This is a genomic window from Paracoccus denitrificans, assembly GCF_900100045.1.
Lineage (GTDB): Bacteria > Pseudomonadota > Alphaproteobacteria > Rhodobacterales > Rhodobacteraceae > Paracoccus > Paracoccus denitrificans.
In genome coordinates this window covers 115068-129350 of the sequence record NZ_FNEA01000006.1, presented here as the reverse complement: position 1 = coordinate 129350, position 14283 = coordinate 115068, and the positions used below count along the sequence as shown (strand labels likewise).

At 67.2% G+C, this 14283-nt stretch carries 14 protein-coding genes and 1 tRNA gene; 2 read left to right on the top strand and 13 right to left on the bottom strand.

Annotation, left to right across the window (positions count from 1 at the left end):
- Window positions 1–59: 59 nt before the first annotated feature.
- The 10 genes from BLT64_RS06765 to coaBC all read right to left on the bottom strand — a co-directional run bounded on the left by BLT64_RS06765 (window position 60) and on the right by coaBC (window position 8745).
- Window positions 60–136 (bottom strand) — tRNA-Arg (locus BLT64_RS06765).
- 46 nt (window positions 137–182) lie between these two features.
- On the bottom strand, window positions 183–1394 hold the full coding sequence (locus tag BLT64_RS06760; protein ID WP_011750204.1) for a cysteine desulfurase: 1212 nt from the start codon (window positions 1392–1394) through the stop codon (window positions 183–185).
- Window positions 1391–1978 (bottom strand): YIP1 family protein, encoded by a 588-nt coding sequence (locus tag BLT64_RS06755; protein WP_011750203.1) that lies wholly within the window; start codon window positions 1976–1978, stop codon window positions 1391–1393. Before BLT64_RS06755 ends, BLT64_RS06760 begins: the two co-directional genes overlap by 4 nt.
- A complete protein-coding gene (locus BLT64_RS06750) occupies window positions 1975–2463 on the bottom strand; it encodes a hypothetical protein (RefSeq protein WP_011750202.1) in 489 nt (162 codons plus the stop codon). Before BLT64_RS06750 ends, BLT64_RS06755 begins: the two co-directional genes overlap by 4 nt.
- Entirely contained in the window at window positions 2460–3806 is a 1347-nt protein-coding gene (locus BLT64_RS06745) for a SufB/SufD family protein (RefSeq protein WP_011750201.1), read from the bottom strand. Before BLT64_RS06745 ends, BLT64_RS06750 begins: the two co-directional genes overlap by 4 nt.
- Entirely contained in the window at window positions 3806–4561 is a 756-nt protein-coding gene (gene sufC, locus BLT64_RS06740) for a Fe-S cluster assembly ATPase SufC (RefSeq protein ID WP_074810400.1), read from the bottom strand. Before sufC ends, BLT64_RS06745 begins: the two co-directional genes overlap by 1 nt.
- Window positions 4562–4570: 9 nt before the next feature.
- Window positions 4571–4882 carry a heavy metal-binding domain-containing protein gene (locus BLT64_RS06735; RefSeq protein ID WP_011750199.1) on the bottom strand — a complete coding sequence of 104 codons (312 nt, stop codon included), beginning with the start codon at window positions 4880–4882 and terminating at the stop codon, window positions 4571–4573.
- Window positions 4879–6405: a Fe-S cluster assembly protein SufB gene (gene sufB / locus BLT64_RS06730; RefSeq protein ID WP_074810396.1), complete on the bottom strand. Its 1527-nt coding sequence runs from the start codon at window positions 6403–6405 to the stop codon at window positions 4879–4881. The genes BLT64_RS06735 and sufB overlap by 4 nt, the downstream gene beginning before the upstream one ends.
- 1 nt (window position 6406) lies before the next feature.
- A complete protein-coding gene (locus BLT64_RS06725) occupies window positions 6407–7474 on the bottom strand; it encodes a cysteine desulfurase family protein (RefSeq protein ID WP_011750197.1) in 1068 nt (355 codons plus the stop codon).
- Window positions 7471–8745 (bottom strand): bifunctional phosphopantothenoylcysteine decarboxylase/phosphopantothenate--cysteine ligase CoaBC, encoded by a 1275-nt coding sequence (gene coaBC, locus BLT64_RS06720; protein ID WP_041530435.1) that lies wholly within the window; start codon window positions 8743–8745, stop codon window positions 7471–7473. The genes BLT64_RS06725 and coaBC overlap by 4 nt, the downstream gene beginning before the upstream one ends.
- A gap of 133 nt (window positions 8746–8878) precedes the next feature.
- Between coaBC and BLT64_RS06715 the strand changes: the two genes are divergently transcribed.
- The gene (locus BLT64_RS06715; protein ID WP_041530639.1) at window positions 8879–10393 is read left to right on the top strand and encodes a YifB family Mg chelatase-like AAA ATPase; all 1515 of its coding nucleotides are present in this window, start codon (window positions 8879–8881) and stop codon (window positions 10391–10393) included.
- Between the two features lie 124 nt (window positions 10394–10517).
- Here the strand turns inward: BLT64_RS06715 and gshB are convergent, their stop codons facing one another.
- From gshB to rsmI, 3 genes are all read right to left on the bottom strand, one after another.
- Window positions 10518–11468 carry a glutathione synthase gene (gene gshB, locus BLT64_RS06710; RefSeq protein ID WP_011750193.1) on the bottom strand — a complete coding sequence of 317 codons (951 nt, stop codon included), beginning with the start codon at window positions 11466–11468 and terminating at the stop codon, window positions 10518–10520.
- A 188-nt stretch (window positions 11469–11656) separates the two neighbouring features.
- Window positions 11657–12070 carry a YraN family protein gene (locus BLT64_RS06705; protein ID WP_011750192.1) on the bottom strand — a complete coding sequence of 138 codons (414 nt, stop codon included), beginning with the start codon at window positions 12068–12070 and terminating at the stop codon, window positions 11657–11659.
- Window positions 12067–12975 (bottom strand): 16S rRNA (cytidine(1402)-2'-O)-methyltransferase, encoded by a 909-nt coding sequence (gene rsmI / locus BLT64_RS06700; protein WP_011750191.1) that lies wholly within the window; start codon window positions 12973–12975, stop codon window positions 12067–12069. Before rsmI ends, BLT64_RS06705 begins: the two co-directional genes overlap by 4 nt.
- A gap of 104 nt (window positions 12976–13079) precedes the next feature.
- On the opposite strand from rsmI, the gene BLT64_RS06695 reads away from it, so the two are divergent.
- Window positions 13080–14282, top strand: a complete 1203-nt coding sequence (locus tag BLT64_RS06695; RefSeq protein WP_011750190.1) for a penicillin-binding protein activator — start codon at window positions 13080–13082, stop codon at window positions 14280–14282.
- Window position 14283: the final 1 nt, after the last annotated feature.

Below are 14283 nucleotides of genomic sequence, written 5' to 3'. Positions count from 1 at the left end.
TTCCTTCGCGATGCGCGGCAACGGATCGCCGCGGTAAGGAAGGGTAATAAAGGGGAAAATGGCGCACCCGACACGATTCGAACGTGTGGCCTTTGCCTTCGGAGGGCAACGCTCTATCCAGCTGAGCTACGGGTGCAACGCATGGGCTGCATAGCCGCAAATGCGCGGCTCTGCAATGGGGTTCAGGCAAAAAGCTCGCGGCAGAAGGTCAGCCCGTCGATCAGCGCATCGACTTCGGCGCGGGTGTTGTACATCGCGAAACTGGCGCGCGCCGTGGCGCTGACGCCGAAGAAATCCAGCAATGGCATGGCGCAATGCGTGCCCGCCCGCACCGCGATGCCGCGCTTGTCGAGGATGGTCGAGATGTCATGCGCATGTGCGCCCTGCATCGTCATCGAGAAGATCGCGCCCTTGTCCGCCGCGTCGCCCTGCACCGACAGCCAGTTCAGGCTGCGCAGCCGGTCGCGGGCATAGTCGCGTAGGTCGCGTTCATGCGCGGCGACATTCTCCATGCCAAGCGCCATCAGGTATTCCAGCGCCGCACCCAGCCCGATCTGGTTGGCGATGCCGGGCGTGCCGGCCTCGAAGCGCAGCGGCGGGTCGGCATAGTCGATGCTTTCGCGGGTGACGGTGCGGATCATGTCGCCGCCGCCCATGAAGGGGCGCATCTCGGCCTGGCGCTCGGCCCGGATCCAGATCGCACCCGAGCCCGAAGGGCCATAGAGCTTGTGCCCGGTAATGCAGTAGAAATCGACGCCGAGCGCGGACAGGTCCACCGGCATATGCACGGCGGCCTGCGACCCGTCGGCCAGAACCGGCACCGAGGTGCCGCGTGCGATGGCGCCGACATCGACCACGGTGCCGGTCACGTTCGACATATGCGTGACGGCGATCAGCCGGGTGCGCGGGCCCACCGCCGCCAGCACCTTTTCGGGCGGCAGCGAGCCGTCGGGCTCGGGCTCGACCCATTTCAGCACCACGCCCTGGCGCTCGCGCAGGAAATGCCAGGGCACGATATTGGCGTGATGCTCCAGCACCGACAGCACGATCTCGTCGCCGGCCTGCAGGCGGGGCGCGGCCCAGCCATAGGAGACGAGGTTGATTCCTTCGGTCGCGCCCGAGGTGAAGATCACCTCGTTCTCGCGCGGGGCGTTCAGGAAGCGGGCGATGATGGCGCGCACGCGCTCGTAATTCTCGGTCGCGAGGTTGGACAGGAAATGCAGCCCGCGATGGACATTGGCATATTCCGCCTCATAGGCGCGGGTGATGGCGTCGATCACCACGCGCGGTTTCTGCGCCGAGGCGCCGTTGTCCAGATAGACCAGCGGCCGGCCGTTCACCTGCCGCGACAGGATCGGGAAATCGGCGCGGACCTTTTCGACGTCGAAGTTCATGGTGTCACCTCGGGGACGATGCCGAATGCCGCCGCGATCAGCGACAGCACGAAGCCAAGCAGGAAGACGCTGCCGATCAGCCCCACCACCACCTTGCCGGTGCTGGTGAAGCCGTGCAGCGCCTTGGTCATGGTCACGGCAAGATAAAGGAAAAGGCCGAAGGCCAGCATGGAAAGCAGCGTGGCGGTGGCCGGAAACAGCATCATCATCACCACCTGCACCGCCTGCAGCCCGACCAGCATCAGCTCGACCCAGCCGACGATCAGCAGCGCGTCCGGAAAGGTGCCATGCCCGCCGAACAGTCGCCCGATCTGGGCCACGAACAGTGCCGACAGCACCATGGCGCCAAACTGGATGCCGGCCAGCGACATCGGCTCGGACAGCATGCGCGAGACGGGATTGTCCACTTCGATCGGGAACAGCAGCAGCGACAGCCCGGCAAGCAGCGTGGACAGCGTCACGGCCAGCAAGAGCACCATCCAGCGCACCGCCATCGGCAGTTCCAGCCCGCGCAGTACGCGCACTGCCGTATCCGGGTCCCGCAAGGTCAGGACCATCAGATCGCCAAGATCGCCCAGTTTCATCTGTTCCCCGCCAATGCGCGCAATCCCGCGCCCCATATCACGAGAAAGCCGAGGCCCGCCACCGCCCGCGTCACGCCAAGCGCCGGACCGGGGCCGACCAGCCCGGCGGTCAGGCCCGCCAGCAGCATCGCCGGTGCGATCGCCAGCAAGGCCCAGAACAATGCCAGCCGCGAATCCTGAGGCGCCACGGGCCAAGGTGTCAGCCGCGACAGCGCCGAAACCAGCGCCGCCACCGCATAGGCCAGGAGCGGCATCATGAACATCACCGCCAGCAACGCCCCGCCCATGCGCGCGCCAAGGGGCACCTCGGGCTGCAATTGCGCATCCCGGGCATGGCCCGGCGCCTGCGCCACCAGAAAGATCAGCATCGCCGCCATCAGCACGACGATCAGCGCCCGGTCGGGCATGCCGCGCAGGGATCTGACCACCCTGCCCGGCGCCCACCAGCTTTCAAGGATGCGCGGGGCGATGCCGGCCCGGCTCATGCGGTGGCCGAATTGCCCGCGCGCGCGGTCAGCCAGTCTTCCAGCCGGCCGAGGATGTCGTCGCGCAGCCGCTGGTCCTCGATCTCGTCCAGCGCATCGGCCAGGAAGGACAGCACCAGAAGCACGATGGCGCGTTCCTTCGGCACCCCGCGCGAGCGCAGGTAGAACAGCGCAGTCTCGTCCAGCGCGCCGGTCGTCGAGCCATGCGAGCATTTCACGTCGTCGGCATAGATCTCCAGCTCGGGCTTGGCGAGGAACTGGCTGCCCTCGTCCAGAAGCAGCCCCTGGCTGATCTGGTAGCCGTCGGTCTTTTGCGCGCCGGGCTTGACCAGGATCTTGCCCTGGAAGATGCCCTCGGCCCCGTTCTTCAGCACCTTCTTGAACACCTGCCGGCTTTCGCAACGCTCGGCGGCATGGGTGACGAAAACGGTGTCGTCGTGGTGGAAGCGGCCGGTGTCGCCATCGCCCAGCACCGCGGCGGCGATATGGGCCACGGCATCGTCGCCGGCGATCTCGATCACCGCTTCGTTGCGCATCATCGAGCCGTTGACCGACAGCGAGAAGGACTTGAACAACGCCTCGGCCGCGACGCGGGCGAAGATATGGCCCAGCCCCAGCTTGGGATCGTTGGCGCGCTTGGCGCTGATATGGTGGAAGCGGGCGCCGCGGCCCAGGTCGGCCTCGATCACCACGTTCGACCGCGCACCGATTGCGCCACTTTCCAGCAGCGTCAGCTCGGCCCCCTCCTCCAGCTTGACGACGTGATGCAGATACACGTCTGCATCGGGCGCCGAGCGGCGATAGGTGATATGGACCGGCCGCTCGACCTTGCCGGTGACGCGGATCAGCACGCCCTCGGCCGCGGCCAGGGTATTCAGCACGGCAAAGGGACGCTTGACCGGCACCTGCCCGGCGGTTTCCAGCCGGCCGTAAAGCCCGGCCGCCCAATGGTCTGCGGCGGCTTCGGCAGCGGCGAGGCTTTCGATCTCCACGCCCTCGACATCCAGCACATCCGAGGCGGCGGCGTCGAAACGGCCGTCCACGAAGACCAGGTTCAGCCGCTCGATCCCGGTGAACAGGGTCGAGGCATCGGCGCCGAATTCGACCGGCTCGGGCCGGGCGGCGTTGAAGGGCGCCGGATCGGTATAGCGCCAGTATTCGTCACGTGCACCGGGCAGGCCCATGGCTTGCAGCCGCTGCGCCGCATCCTCGCGCGCGGCGCGGGTAAAGCCGCCGCGCGGCAGGTCCAGGGCATCCAGGCGTGCGGCCAGCGCCGCATCTCCGGGGCGGACCTTGCCCTCGACCGCAGGCACTTGCGCGGCAAGAACAGCCGTATCCGCCATCATCCGACCTCCGCCAGCAGATCGCCGTAGCCGTTCTGCTCGACCTCCAGCGCCAGTTCGGGGCCGCCGGTGCGCACGATGCGGCCATCGGCCATGATATGCACCACGTCCGGCTTGATATGGTCCAGAAGCCGCTGGTAATGTGTGATCACCAGAAAGGCGCGGTCGGGCGAACGCAGCGCGTTCACGCCCTCGGCCACCAGCCGCATCGCGTCCACGTCAAGGCCGGAATCGGTCTCGTCCAGGATGCACATGCTCGGCTCCAGCATGGCCATCTGCAAGATCTCGTTGCGCTTTTTCTCGCCACCCGAGAAGCCGACATTGACCGGGCGCTTCAGCACCTCGCTGTCGATCTTCAGCGTCGCGGCCTTCTGGCGGATCAGCTTGAGGAAATCGGCCGAGGAAAGCTCTTCCTCGCCGCGCGCCTTGCGCTGCGCGTTCACGGCGGTGCGCAGGAAGGTCATGTTGCCGACGCCCGGGATCTCGACCGGATACTGGAAGGCCAGGAACAGGCCAGCGGCCGCACGCTCCTCGGGTTCCATCTCCAGCAGGCTTTCGCCGTCCAGCGTCGCCTCGCCCCCGGTCACCTCGTAGCCGTCGCGGCCCGAAAGCACATAGGACAGCGTCGACTTGCCCGAGCCGTTCGGCCCCATGATGGCATGGACCTCGCCAGCGGGGACGGTCAGATCGACGCCTTTGAGGATCTGCTTGTCCTCATCCTCAAGCTTGACGTGCAGATTCTTGATTTCCAGCATGGTTCGTTCCTATTCGACACTTACGGCGGTGCCCGAGGCGGACACCATCAGCATGTTGTTGATGACTTCATAATCCAGATCGACGCCGACCACGGCATTGCCGCCCAATTGGCGGGCGCGGTCCTGCATCTCGGACAAGGCGGTTTCGCGGGCCGAGGCCAGCGCGGATTCGTAAGCCCCAGCACGGCCGCCCACGATGTCGCGAATCCCGGCGAAGATATCGCGAAAGATGTTGGCCCCGATGATGGTCTCGCCCGTCACCACGCCGTGATAGGCGCTGATGCGGCGACCCTCGATGCCGGGGGTGGTGGTGACGATCATCCGACCGACCCCTCCAGGCTGATCGCGACCAGCGACTGCGCCTCCATGGCGAATTCCATCGGCAGGGCCTGCAGGACCTCGCGGCAGAAGCCGTTCACAACCAGCGCGACGGCCTCTTCCTCGTCCATGCCGCGCTGGCGGCAATAGAACAGCTGGTCGTCATCCACTTTCGAGGTTGTCGCCTCATGCTCCACACGGGACGAGGTATTTTTCACCTCGATATAGGGCACGGTATGGGCGCCGCATTTGTCGCCGATCAGCAGGCTGTCGCATTGCGTATAGTTGCGGCTGTTCTTGGCGCGCGGGTGCATGGACACGAGGCCGCGATAGGTATTCTGCGCCTGTCCGGCGGAAATCCCTTTGGAAACAATGCGCGAGCGGGTGTTCTTGCCAAGGTGGATCATCTTGGTGCCGGTGTCGGCCTGCTGGTGGTTGTTGGCGATGGCGATGGAATAGAACTCGCCCTGCGACTCGTCGCCGCGCAGGATGCAGGACGGGTATTTCCAGGTGATGGCCGAGCCGGTCTCGACCTGGGTCCACATCACCTTGGCCCGTGCCTCGCGGCAATCCGCGCGCTTGGTGACGAAGTTGTAGATGCCGCCCTTGCCTTCCTCGTCGCCGGGGAACCAGTTCTGGACGGTCGAATACTTGACCTCGGCATCCTCCAGCACGACGATCTCGACCACCGCGGCATGCAGCTGCGCCACGTCGCGCTTGGGCGCGGTGCAGCCCTCCAGGTAGCTGACGTAAGAGCCCTTGTCGGCGATGATCAGCGTGCGCTCGAACTGGCCGGTATTCTCGGCATTGATGCGGAAATAGGTCGAAAGCTCCATCGGGCAGCGCACCCCCGGCGGCACATAGACGAAGCTGCCGTCCGAAAAGACCGCCGAGTTCAGCGTGGCGAAGAAATTGTCCGACTGCGGCACGACCGAGCCCAGGTATTTCTTCACCAGTTCGGGATGTTCGCGGATGGCTTCCGAGATCGAGCAGAAGATCACCCCGGCCTTGGCCAGTTCGTCCTTGAAGGTGGTGCCGACGCTGACGCTGTCGAAGACAGCATCGACCGCGACCTTGCGCCCTTCGGCCGGTGCGCCCTCGGCGCCCTCGATCCCGGCCAGGATCATCTGCTCCTTCAGCGGGATGCCCAGCTTTTCATAGGTGGCCAGCAGCTTGGGGTCGACCTCGTCCAGCGACTTGGGCTTGACCTGCATGCTTTTCGGGCGGGCGTAGTAATACTGGTCCTGATAGTCGATCTCGGGATAGTTCAGCATCGCCCATTTCGGCTCGGTCATGGTCTGCCAGCGGCGAAAGGCCTGCAGCCGCCACTCGGTCATCCATTCCGGTTCCTCGTTCTTCTTCGAGATCAGCCGGACGATATCCTCGTTGATGCCCCTGGGGGCATATTCCATCTCGATCTCGGTATCCCAGCCGTATTTGTAGGACCCCATGTTCTGGACGGTCTCGACGGTCTCGCGGTCTACGCCCTCGCGGATTTCGATTGCCTCGCCGATCTCTACAGTCATCTCAAACCCTTCCCGCGGTCGCCCGCCCATCATTCCTTTGCCGCCAGCGGCCATGGGCCGCGAGCCAGGCATCCGCAAAACGCATCACGTCTCCAGGCTCCGTCGTCGGTCCGATCGAGACGCGGATCGCATCGCCCGCCCATTCCGGCGCGATTCCCATGGCCGTCAGAACCGAACTTGGCCGAACCTTGCCCGAAGAACAGGCCGAGCCTGCCGAGACGGCAAATCCGGCCAGGTCCATCTGCATCACCTGCGTCTCTCCGCGCCATCCCGGCGTCAGGATCGACAATGTATTGGGCAGGCGGCGGGCCTCGCGCCCCGGGAATGTAACCATTTCCGCCCCGGATTCCAGAGCAGCCATCAGGGAATCGCGCAGTTGCGACACTTTTTCCCCGATTCCTTGATCCAGATCATTCTGCGCCGCTTTTGCGGCCGCTGCAAAGCCCATGATGCCGATCAGGTTCTCGGTCCCGGCACGGCGGCCCTGTTCCTGCCCGCCGCCCTTGATCCGCGCCTCGACCTCGGTGCCGCGCTTCACCACCAGCGCGCCGATGCCGCGCGGCCCGCCCAGCTTGTGGGCGCTGACGAAGCCGGCCTCGATACCCAGCCAGTTGAAGGCGAAGGGGATCTTTCCGAAGGCCTGCGTCAGGTCGCTGACCGCCAGCCCTTGCGGCAGGTCCTGGATCACGCCGGTCTCGGCATTGGCGAGTTGCAGCGTCGCGCGGCCCGGATCGGGAACCGCGACCCGCCCCGCCTGATCCGTCCGCAGCGAGGCATTGCACCAGGCCAGCACGGCGGCATGCTCGACCGGCGAACAGGCCAGCCCCCGGCCCTGAAGCGCCAGTGCCGCCGCCTCGGTCGCGCCCGAGGTGAAGATCACATCCGCCCCCTCGGCGCCAAGCGCCGTGGCGACGTCCTCGCGCGCCCGTTCCAGCGCGGATTTCGCCGCCCTGCCCTCGGCGTGGACCGAGGACGGGTTGCCGACGATCCCGGTCGCGGCCAGCATCGCCTCGCGCGCCTGGGGGCGCAGCGGCGCGGTAGCGTTCCAGTCCAGATAGACCCGGTTCATATGCGCTCCTCCGGCATGCCGTCCTGGGCATGGTCCAACGCCCCGGCGATGCGCTCGGCAAGCCGTAGCGCGACCTCCTGCTTGGAAAGGCGCGGCCAGCTTTCCGCCCCGGCCTCGGAAATCAGCGTGACGGCATTCTCGGTCCCGCCCATGATTCCGGTGGCGGGGCTGACGTCGTTGGCGACGATCCAGTCGCAACCCTTGCGCTTGCGCTTGCGGGTGGCGTTTTCCAGCACGTCGTCGGTCTCGGCCGCAAAGCCCACCACCAGCGACGGACGATCACGGCCAAGCTGGCTGATCCATGCCAGGATGTCGGGGTTTTCCGCGAATTGCAGTTCGGGCAACCGGCCCGAGCCATCCTTCTTGATCTTGCCCGCCCTGGCATTGGCGACATGCCAATCGGCGACGGCGGCGGCCATCACCGCGGCATCGGCCGGCAAGGCGGCCTCGACGGCGTCGCGCATCGCGCGTGCGGTCTCGACCGCGATCACCTCGACCCCTTCGGGCGGCGGCACCTCGGCAGGGCCGGTGACGAAGCTGACCCGCGCACCCAGGTCGCGCAACGCGGCGGCGATGGCCGTGCCCTGCGCCCCGCTGGAGCGGTTGGCGATATAGCGCACCGGGTCGATGGGCTCATGCGTCGGCCCCGAGGTCACGATGACATGCCGGCCGCTCAGCCGCCGCGAGGGCAGCGAGACCACCGCTTCGGGCGGCAGGCGCAACGGCCGCTCGCGACCGAGGGCCGCGCGAATCGCCCCCAGGATCGCCTCGGGCTCGGCCATGCGGCCGGGGCCGTATTCGCCGCAGGCCATGTCGCCCTCGTCCGGGCCAATGAGCCGGATGCCGTCGTTCTCCAGCGTGTCGATGTTGCGCTGTGTCGCCGGATGCTGCCACATGCGCACGTTCATCGCCGGCGCGGCCAGGACCGGCTTGTCGGTCGCCAAAAGCAGGGTGGTGGCCAGGTCGTCCGCCATCCCTGCCGCCATCCGCCCCAGCAGGTTGGCGGTCGCCGGCGCGACCACCACCAGATCGGCGGCCCGCGACAACTGGATATGGCCCATTTCGGATTCGCGGGTCAGGTCGAACAGCTCGGTATGGCAGGGCGCCTCGGCCAGCGCCGACAGCGTCAGCGGCGTGACGAACTCCGCCCCCGCCCGTGTCAGCACCGGCACGACCGAGCCGCCGTCGCGCCGGATCATGCGGATCAGCTCGGGTATCTTGAACGCGGCGATGCCCCCGCCGACGATCAGCAATATGCGGCTGCCTTGCATGGGCCTGTCCTCTGCCGTGTCATTCGCCCTGCACATAGGCCGAAGCGGGCCGCGGAACAAGCAAGCCGCGCCCGTTAACCGATCTTTAAGCCCTTTCGGGTTAACCCGGCCGCGGATGATGCGGGGAGAGCCGATGGCGGCGATTGCCTATACCGTGGCCTTCGACGGGGTCGAGGCGCGGCTGGTCGAGGTGCAATGTTCGGTCTCGCCGGGCCTGCCGGGCTTCGGTATCGTCGGCTTGCCCGACAAATCGGTCAGCGAGGCGCGCGAACGGGTCAAGGCCGCCTTCGGGGCCTTGTCCATCGCCATGCCCTCGCGGCGGGTGACGGTGAATCTTTCGCCCGCCGACCTGCCCAAGGAGGGCTCGCATTTCGACCTGCCCATCGCGCTTGCCGTGCTGGCCGCGCTGGAAATCGTCCCGGCCGAGGCGCTGGAGCGCGTGGTGGCGCTGGGGGAACTGGCACTGGACGGGCGGCTTTCGCCGGTCGCGGGCGCCCTGCCCGCCGCCATGGCCGCGGCCGAGGAAAGCCGCGCGCTGCTGCTGCCGCGCGCCTGCGGGGCCGAGGCCGCCTGGGTCGGCGCCGTGCCGGTCCTTGCGCCGCGCACCCTGCGCGAGGCGGTCGACCACCTGACCGACCGCGCCCCCCTGGCCCGCGCCGCGCCCGGCGAACTGGCCGAGACCGTGTTCGAAGCCGACCTCTCCGAGGTGAAGGGCCAGGAACGCGCCCGCCGCGCGCTGGAGATCGCCGCGGCCGGCCGGCACCATCTGCTGATGGTCGGTCCGCCCGGTGCCAGCAAATCCATGCTTGCGACCCGCCTGCCCGGCATCCTGCCGCCGCTCAACCCGCAGGAGGCGCTGGAAACCTCGGTGATCCATTCCGTCGCCGGCCTGCTCGACGGGGGCGGTATCTCGCGCATGGCCCCCTTTTGTCAGCCGCATCATACCGCCTCGATGGCCGCGATGGTGGGCGGTGGCCGCAATGCCCGGCCGGGCCAGGCCAGCCTGGCCCATAACGGCGTGCTGTTCCTGGACGAACTGCCCGAATTCGAACGCCGCGTCATCGACGCATTGCGCGAGCCGATCGAGACCGGCGAGATCCACGTCTCGCGTGCCAATGCCCATATCCGCTATCCGGCGCGTTTCCTGCTGGTCGCAGCAGCCAATCCCTGCCGCTGCGGCGAGATCGCCGATGCCGCGCGGGCCTGTTCCAAGGCGCCGCGCTGCGGGTCGGACTACCTGGGCCGCATCTCGGGTCCGATGATGGACCGCTTCGACCTGCGCATCGAAGTGCCGCAGGTCGCGATCGAGGATCTGGGCCTGCCGGCGACGGGGGAAAGCTCGGCCAGCGTCGCCGCGCGTGTCGCCTCAGCCCGCGCGCTGCAAGCCGCCCGCTTTGCCGGCCATCCGACGGCGCGGGTGAACGCCGACGCCTCGGGCCGGCTGCTGGAAGAGGTCGCGCCGCTCGACGGCGAATGCCGGTCGCTGCTGGCGCTGGCAGCCGAGCGGCTGGGGCTGACCCCGCGCGGCTATCATCGCATCCTGCGCAGCGCACGCACCATCGCCGATCTGGACGGCTCGCCCGCCATCCGCCAGCCGCATCTGGCAGAGGCGCTGTCCTATCGCCTGCCCTTCGGCCGGCCGGATTGAAAGGCGACGGGTGGTCGGCACGGTTGCGGCCGAGGTCGCGGCAAGGCTGGCCCTCCATGAACCCGCAGCAGCGGATCATTGGATCCCCGGAGCCCTGCCTTCGGCTTCGCCTTCCGGTGCGGTATCAGCTTCGCTCGGCCAGCCGGCGCTCGATCGCGTCCCAGATCAGCGCAGCCGCATTGATGCCATCGAAGCGCTCGAGTTCCTGAATGCCGGTCGGCGAGGTCACGTTGATCTCGGTCAGCCAGCCGTCGATCACATCTATGCCAGTGAAAAGCAGGCCCTTTTCGCGCAGGACCGGACCGATATGGGCGCAGATCTCGTATTCGCGCTCGGTCAGGCCGATCTTTTCGGGACGGCCGCCGACATGCATGTTCGACCGTGCCTCGCCCTCGGCCGGAACCCGGTTGATCGCGCCGACCGGCTCGCCATCGACCAGGATGATGCGCTTGTCGCCCTTGACCACGGCGGGCAGGTATTTCTGGGCGATGATCGGCTCGCGACTATTGGCCAGGAAAGTCTCGACCAGCGAGGACAGATTCGGGTCGTCGGGTCGCATATGGAAGATGCCGACCCCGCCATTGCCGTAGAGCGGCTTGAGGATGAAGTCGCCATGCCGCTCGCGAAAGGCACGTATCTGTGCCAGATCGCGGGTGATCAGCGTGGGCGGTGTAAGCTCTGGGAAATCGAGCACCAGCAGCTTCTCGGGACTGTTGCGCACCCAGAACGGATCGTTGACGACATAGGTCGAGGGCTGCACCCGGTCCAGCAGGTGCGTGGTGGTGATGTAGCCCATGTCGAAGGGCGGATCCTGCCGCAGCCAGACCACGTCGAACTCCGACAGATCGGCATCGGTCCAGTCGCCGAAACTCACATGGTTGCCCTGTTCGCGGCGCAGGGTGATCGGCCGGCCGCGCGCCATGACCCGCCCTTCGCAATAGCTCAGGCGGTCGGCTGTATACTGGAACAGCCGGTGGCCGCGGGCTTCGGCCTCAAGCCCCAGCCGGAACGTGCTGTCGCCGTCGATCGAGACCTGCTCGATCGGGTCCATCTGCAGGGCCACGTAAAGACTCATACCATCATCCCCAGCCTGTTTCGGCCGAAGTTCTCGCGCGCATGGACGGGCTTTGCAAGCGGCAGCGCCGGATCGGCGCCGAGATTCGTGTTTCTGCCCACTGTCCGGCACCGGCTTCCAAGACGGCGCCGAGCAAGATCTGGCAGCGCGGGCCGCACGCTCATGCGCCCTGCGAGCTGGCCCAGGGCCTAGTTCACGCCAAATGCATTCTCGATGATCTCGACCCGCCCGAACTGATCGACCAAGGCTGCGTCGAAGCGCATTGCGGTCAGCAGCCCGGCGGGCAGGCGCCCGCAATATTCCAGCGCAGCATTGCAGATTCGCGCGATCTGCCGCGCACCGATCCGCTCCGCCGCCCGGTCGTGAAAGCGCGATTTCTTGACCTCGACAAAGGTGTATTCGTCATCCCTGCAAAGGATCAGGTCGATTTCGCCGCCGCGCCCGCGCCAGCGTTCGGCCATGACCTCGTAACCGCGCCGGCGATATTCCCGCGCCGCCGATTCCTCGGCGAGGCGACCCGCGGAATAGGCGACGGCACCTTGCAGAGCCTTCCTGTCGACGGCCGCGACCGGCGTCCCGTCCGAAATCCTTTCGAACTTCATTCCCGTTCCTTCTTCATCTCAAGAGCCAGCGCATAGATTTCGCGTCGTGGCCGGCCAAACCGAGCCGCGACTTCTGCGGCTGCTTCCTTCACCGGCGATCCGTCCAGCAGTTCGCTCAGCGCTTCGCGCAGGCTGCCTTCATCCGCAGCAGCCGGTTCGGGGCGGCCGAACAGCACCACGATCTCGCCGCGCAGTCCCTCTCCGGGGATTTGTTCCAGCAGTTCCGTCGCCGTGCCACGCAGCACCTCTTCGAATTTCTTCGTCAGTTCCCTGCAGATCACCGTAAGCCGATTCGCCTCAAGTTCGCACAGATTCTCCAACAATTGCTTAACGCGCCTGGGGCTTTCGAAGGCGATCACCGTGGCATCGACCTTGCGCCAGCTTTCGATCCATGTCCGCCGCGCACCGGCGGCGGCCGGCGGGAAGCCCACGAACAGGAACCTGTCGCTGGGCAAGCCCGAGACGGACAGCGCCGCCAGCGCCGCCGAGGGCCCGGGCAGCGCCCGGACGGCAAAGCCCGCTTCGGCGGCATCCCGCGCAAGCCGGTAGCCGGGATCGGCGACCAGCGGCGTGCCTGCATCCGAGGCATAGGCGACCGACCGTCCCTCGCCCAGGGCGGCAAGGATCGCCGGGCGCTGCCGGTCGGCATTGTGGTCGTGATAGGCGACGATGCGCCGGCCCCGGACCGGGATGCCGTGAATATCCATGAGATGCCGCAGGTTGCGGGTATCCTCGGCGGCCAGCATATCGGCCGTGTTCAGCACGTCGAGCGCCCGCAGGGTGATGTCCCGCGCCGCGCCGATGGGGGTCGCCACCAGATAGAGCCCCGGTTCGGGCGCGGATGCCGATACGGTCAGGGAAAGCGTCCGCGCGCCCGTCCCGGTTGTGCTGGCGCCATCCTCCATCGCGGGTTCCTTTCATGCTGCCGGGGCAAGTTGCCATGTCCCGAATATGCCAATAACCTGCCCCCATCAAACCCCCAGCCTCGATCCAAACAGGGAATCACGCCATGACCGTCCTGAAAACGATCCGCGGCGCCTTCGACCTGCGCCGCCCGCTCGCGCGCGTCGGAGCTGTCCTTTCCGTCCTGGCGCTTGCCGCCTGCCAACCGATCGAGATGGGAGCCTCGGGCCCGCAGACCGGCCAGAGCATCGATCCCTCGCAGCCGGTGCCGGTGGCGCTTCTGGTGCCCGGCGGCACGGGCAGCGCGGATCTGGACTGGCTGGCGCGCTCGCTCAGCAATTCCGCGAAGATGGCGGCGGCCGATGCGCGCGGCGCCACCATCGACCTGCGCATCTATGATTCGGGCTCCGAGCCCGGGACCGCCGTCGCCATGGCCAACCGCGCCGTGGCCGACGGCGCCAAGATCATCCTGGGCCCGCTTTTCGCCGACAGCGCCAATGCGGTCGGCAACGCCATGGCGCCGCAGGGCGTCAACGTGCTGTCCTTCTCGAACAATACCGACATCGCGGGCGGCAATGTCTTCGTGCTGGGCAATACCTTCGACAACGTGGCCGACAGGCTGGTGAAATACGGCGTCAGGAACGGCAAGCGCCGCATCATGATGGTGGCCGAGGACGACACCGCCGGCCAGGTCGGTGCCCGCGCCATCCAGCGTGCGATCCAGCGAAACGGTGCCACCCTGGCCGGGACCGCCGTGCATCCGCTGTCCAAGACCGGCATCGACGGCATCGTGCCGAATGTCGCGCAGGCGGCTCTGTCGGGCAATGTCGATGCGGTCTTCCTGACCGCGAACCAGGGTGCGGTTCTGCCCTATCTGACCGACAAGCTGGCCGATGCCGGCGTCAGCTCGGCCTCGGTGCAGATGATGGGGCTGACGCGCTGGGACCAGCCCTCGGCCCGGCTGCAGCTGCGCGGCGTGCAGGGCGGCTGGTTCGCCATTCCCGACACCACGATGAAGGCACAGTTCGACCAGCGCTACCGTGCCGCCTATGGCGAGACGCCGCATGAGCTGGGATCGCTGGCCTATGACGGCGTGGCCGCGATCGCGGCGCTGGTGCGTGCCGGCAAGCGCAATGCGCTGACCACCTCGGGGCTGACGCAGAGCGCGGGCTTCGCCGGGGTCTCGGGCGCCTTCCGCCTCAAGCGCGACGGCACCAACGAGCGTGCGCTGGCCGTGGCCACCGTGCGGGCGGGCCAGGTGGTGGTGCTGGATCCGGCGCCGCGCAGCTTCGGCGGCTTCGGGTTCTGAT

Bases quoted from the DNA above. Each gene is read 5' to 3' on its own strand.
- BLT64_RS06745 (WP_011750201.1), bottom strand. From the start codon at position 3,806: ATGGCGGATACGGCTGTTCTTGCCGCGCAAGTGCCTGCGGTCGAGGGC.
- BLT64_RS06755 (WP_011750203.1), bottom strand. From the start codon at position 1,978: ATGAAACTGGGCGATCTTGGCGATCTGATGGTCCTGACCTTGCGGGAC.
- BLT64_RS06705 (WP_011750192.1), bottom strand. From the start codon at position 12,070: ATGAAGTTCGAAAGGATTTCGGACGGGACGCCGGTCGCGGCCGTCGAC.
- sufB (WP_074810396.1), bottom strand. From the start codon at position 6,405: ATGACTGTAGAGATCGGCGAGGCAATCGAAATCCGCGAGGGCGTAGAC.
- BLT64_RS06760 (WP_011750204.1), bottom strand. From the start codon at position 1,394: ATGAACTTCGACGTCGAAAAGGTCCGCGCCGATTTCCCGATCCTGTCG.
- BLT64_RS06715 (WP_041530639.1), top strand. From the start codon at position 8,879: ATGGCGGCGATTGCCTATACCGTGGCCTTCGACGGGGTCGAGGCGCGG.
- sufC (WP_074810400.1), bottom strand. From the start codon at position 4,561: ATGCTGGAAATCAAGAATCTGCACGTCAAGCTTGAGGATGAGGACAAG.
- gshB (WP_011750193.1), bottom strand. From the start codon at position 11,468: ATGAGTCTTTACGTGGCCCTGCAGATGGACCCGATCGAGCAGGTCTCG.
- BLT64_RS06695 (WP_011750190.1), top strand. From the start codon at position 13,080: ATGACCGTCCTGAAAACGATCCGCGGCGCCTTCGACCTGCGCCGCCCG.
- coaBC (WP_041530435.1), bottom strand. From the start codon at position 8,745: ATGCAAGGCAGCCGCATATTGCTGATCGTCGGCGGGGGCATCGCCGCG.
- BLT64_RS06725 (WP_011750197.1), bottom strand. From the start codon at position 7,474: ATGAACCGGGTCTATCTGGACTGGAACGCTACCGCGCCGCTGCGCCCC.
- rsmI (WP_011750191.1), bottom strand. From the start codon at position 12,975: ATGGAGGATGGCGCCAGCACAACCGGGACGGGCGCGCGGACGCTTTCC.
- BLT64_RS06735 (WP_011750199.1), bottom strand. From the start codon at position 4,882: ATGATCGTCACCACCACCCCCGGCATCGAGGGTCGCCGCATCAGCGCC.
- BLT64_RS06750 (WP_011750202.1), bottom strand. From the start codon at position 2,463: ATGAGCCGGGCCGGCATCGCCCCGCGCATCCTTGAAAGCTGGTGGGCG.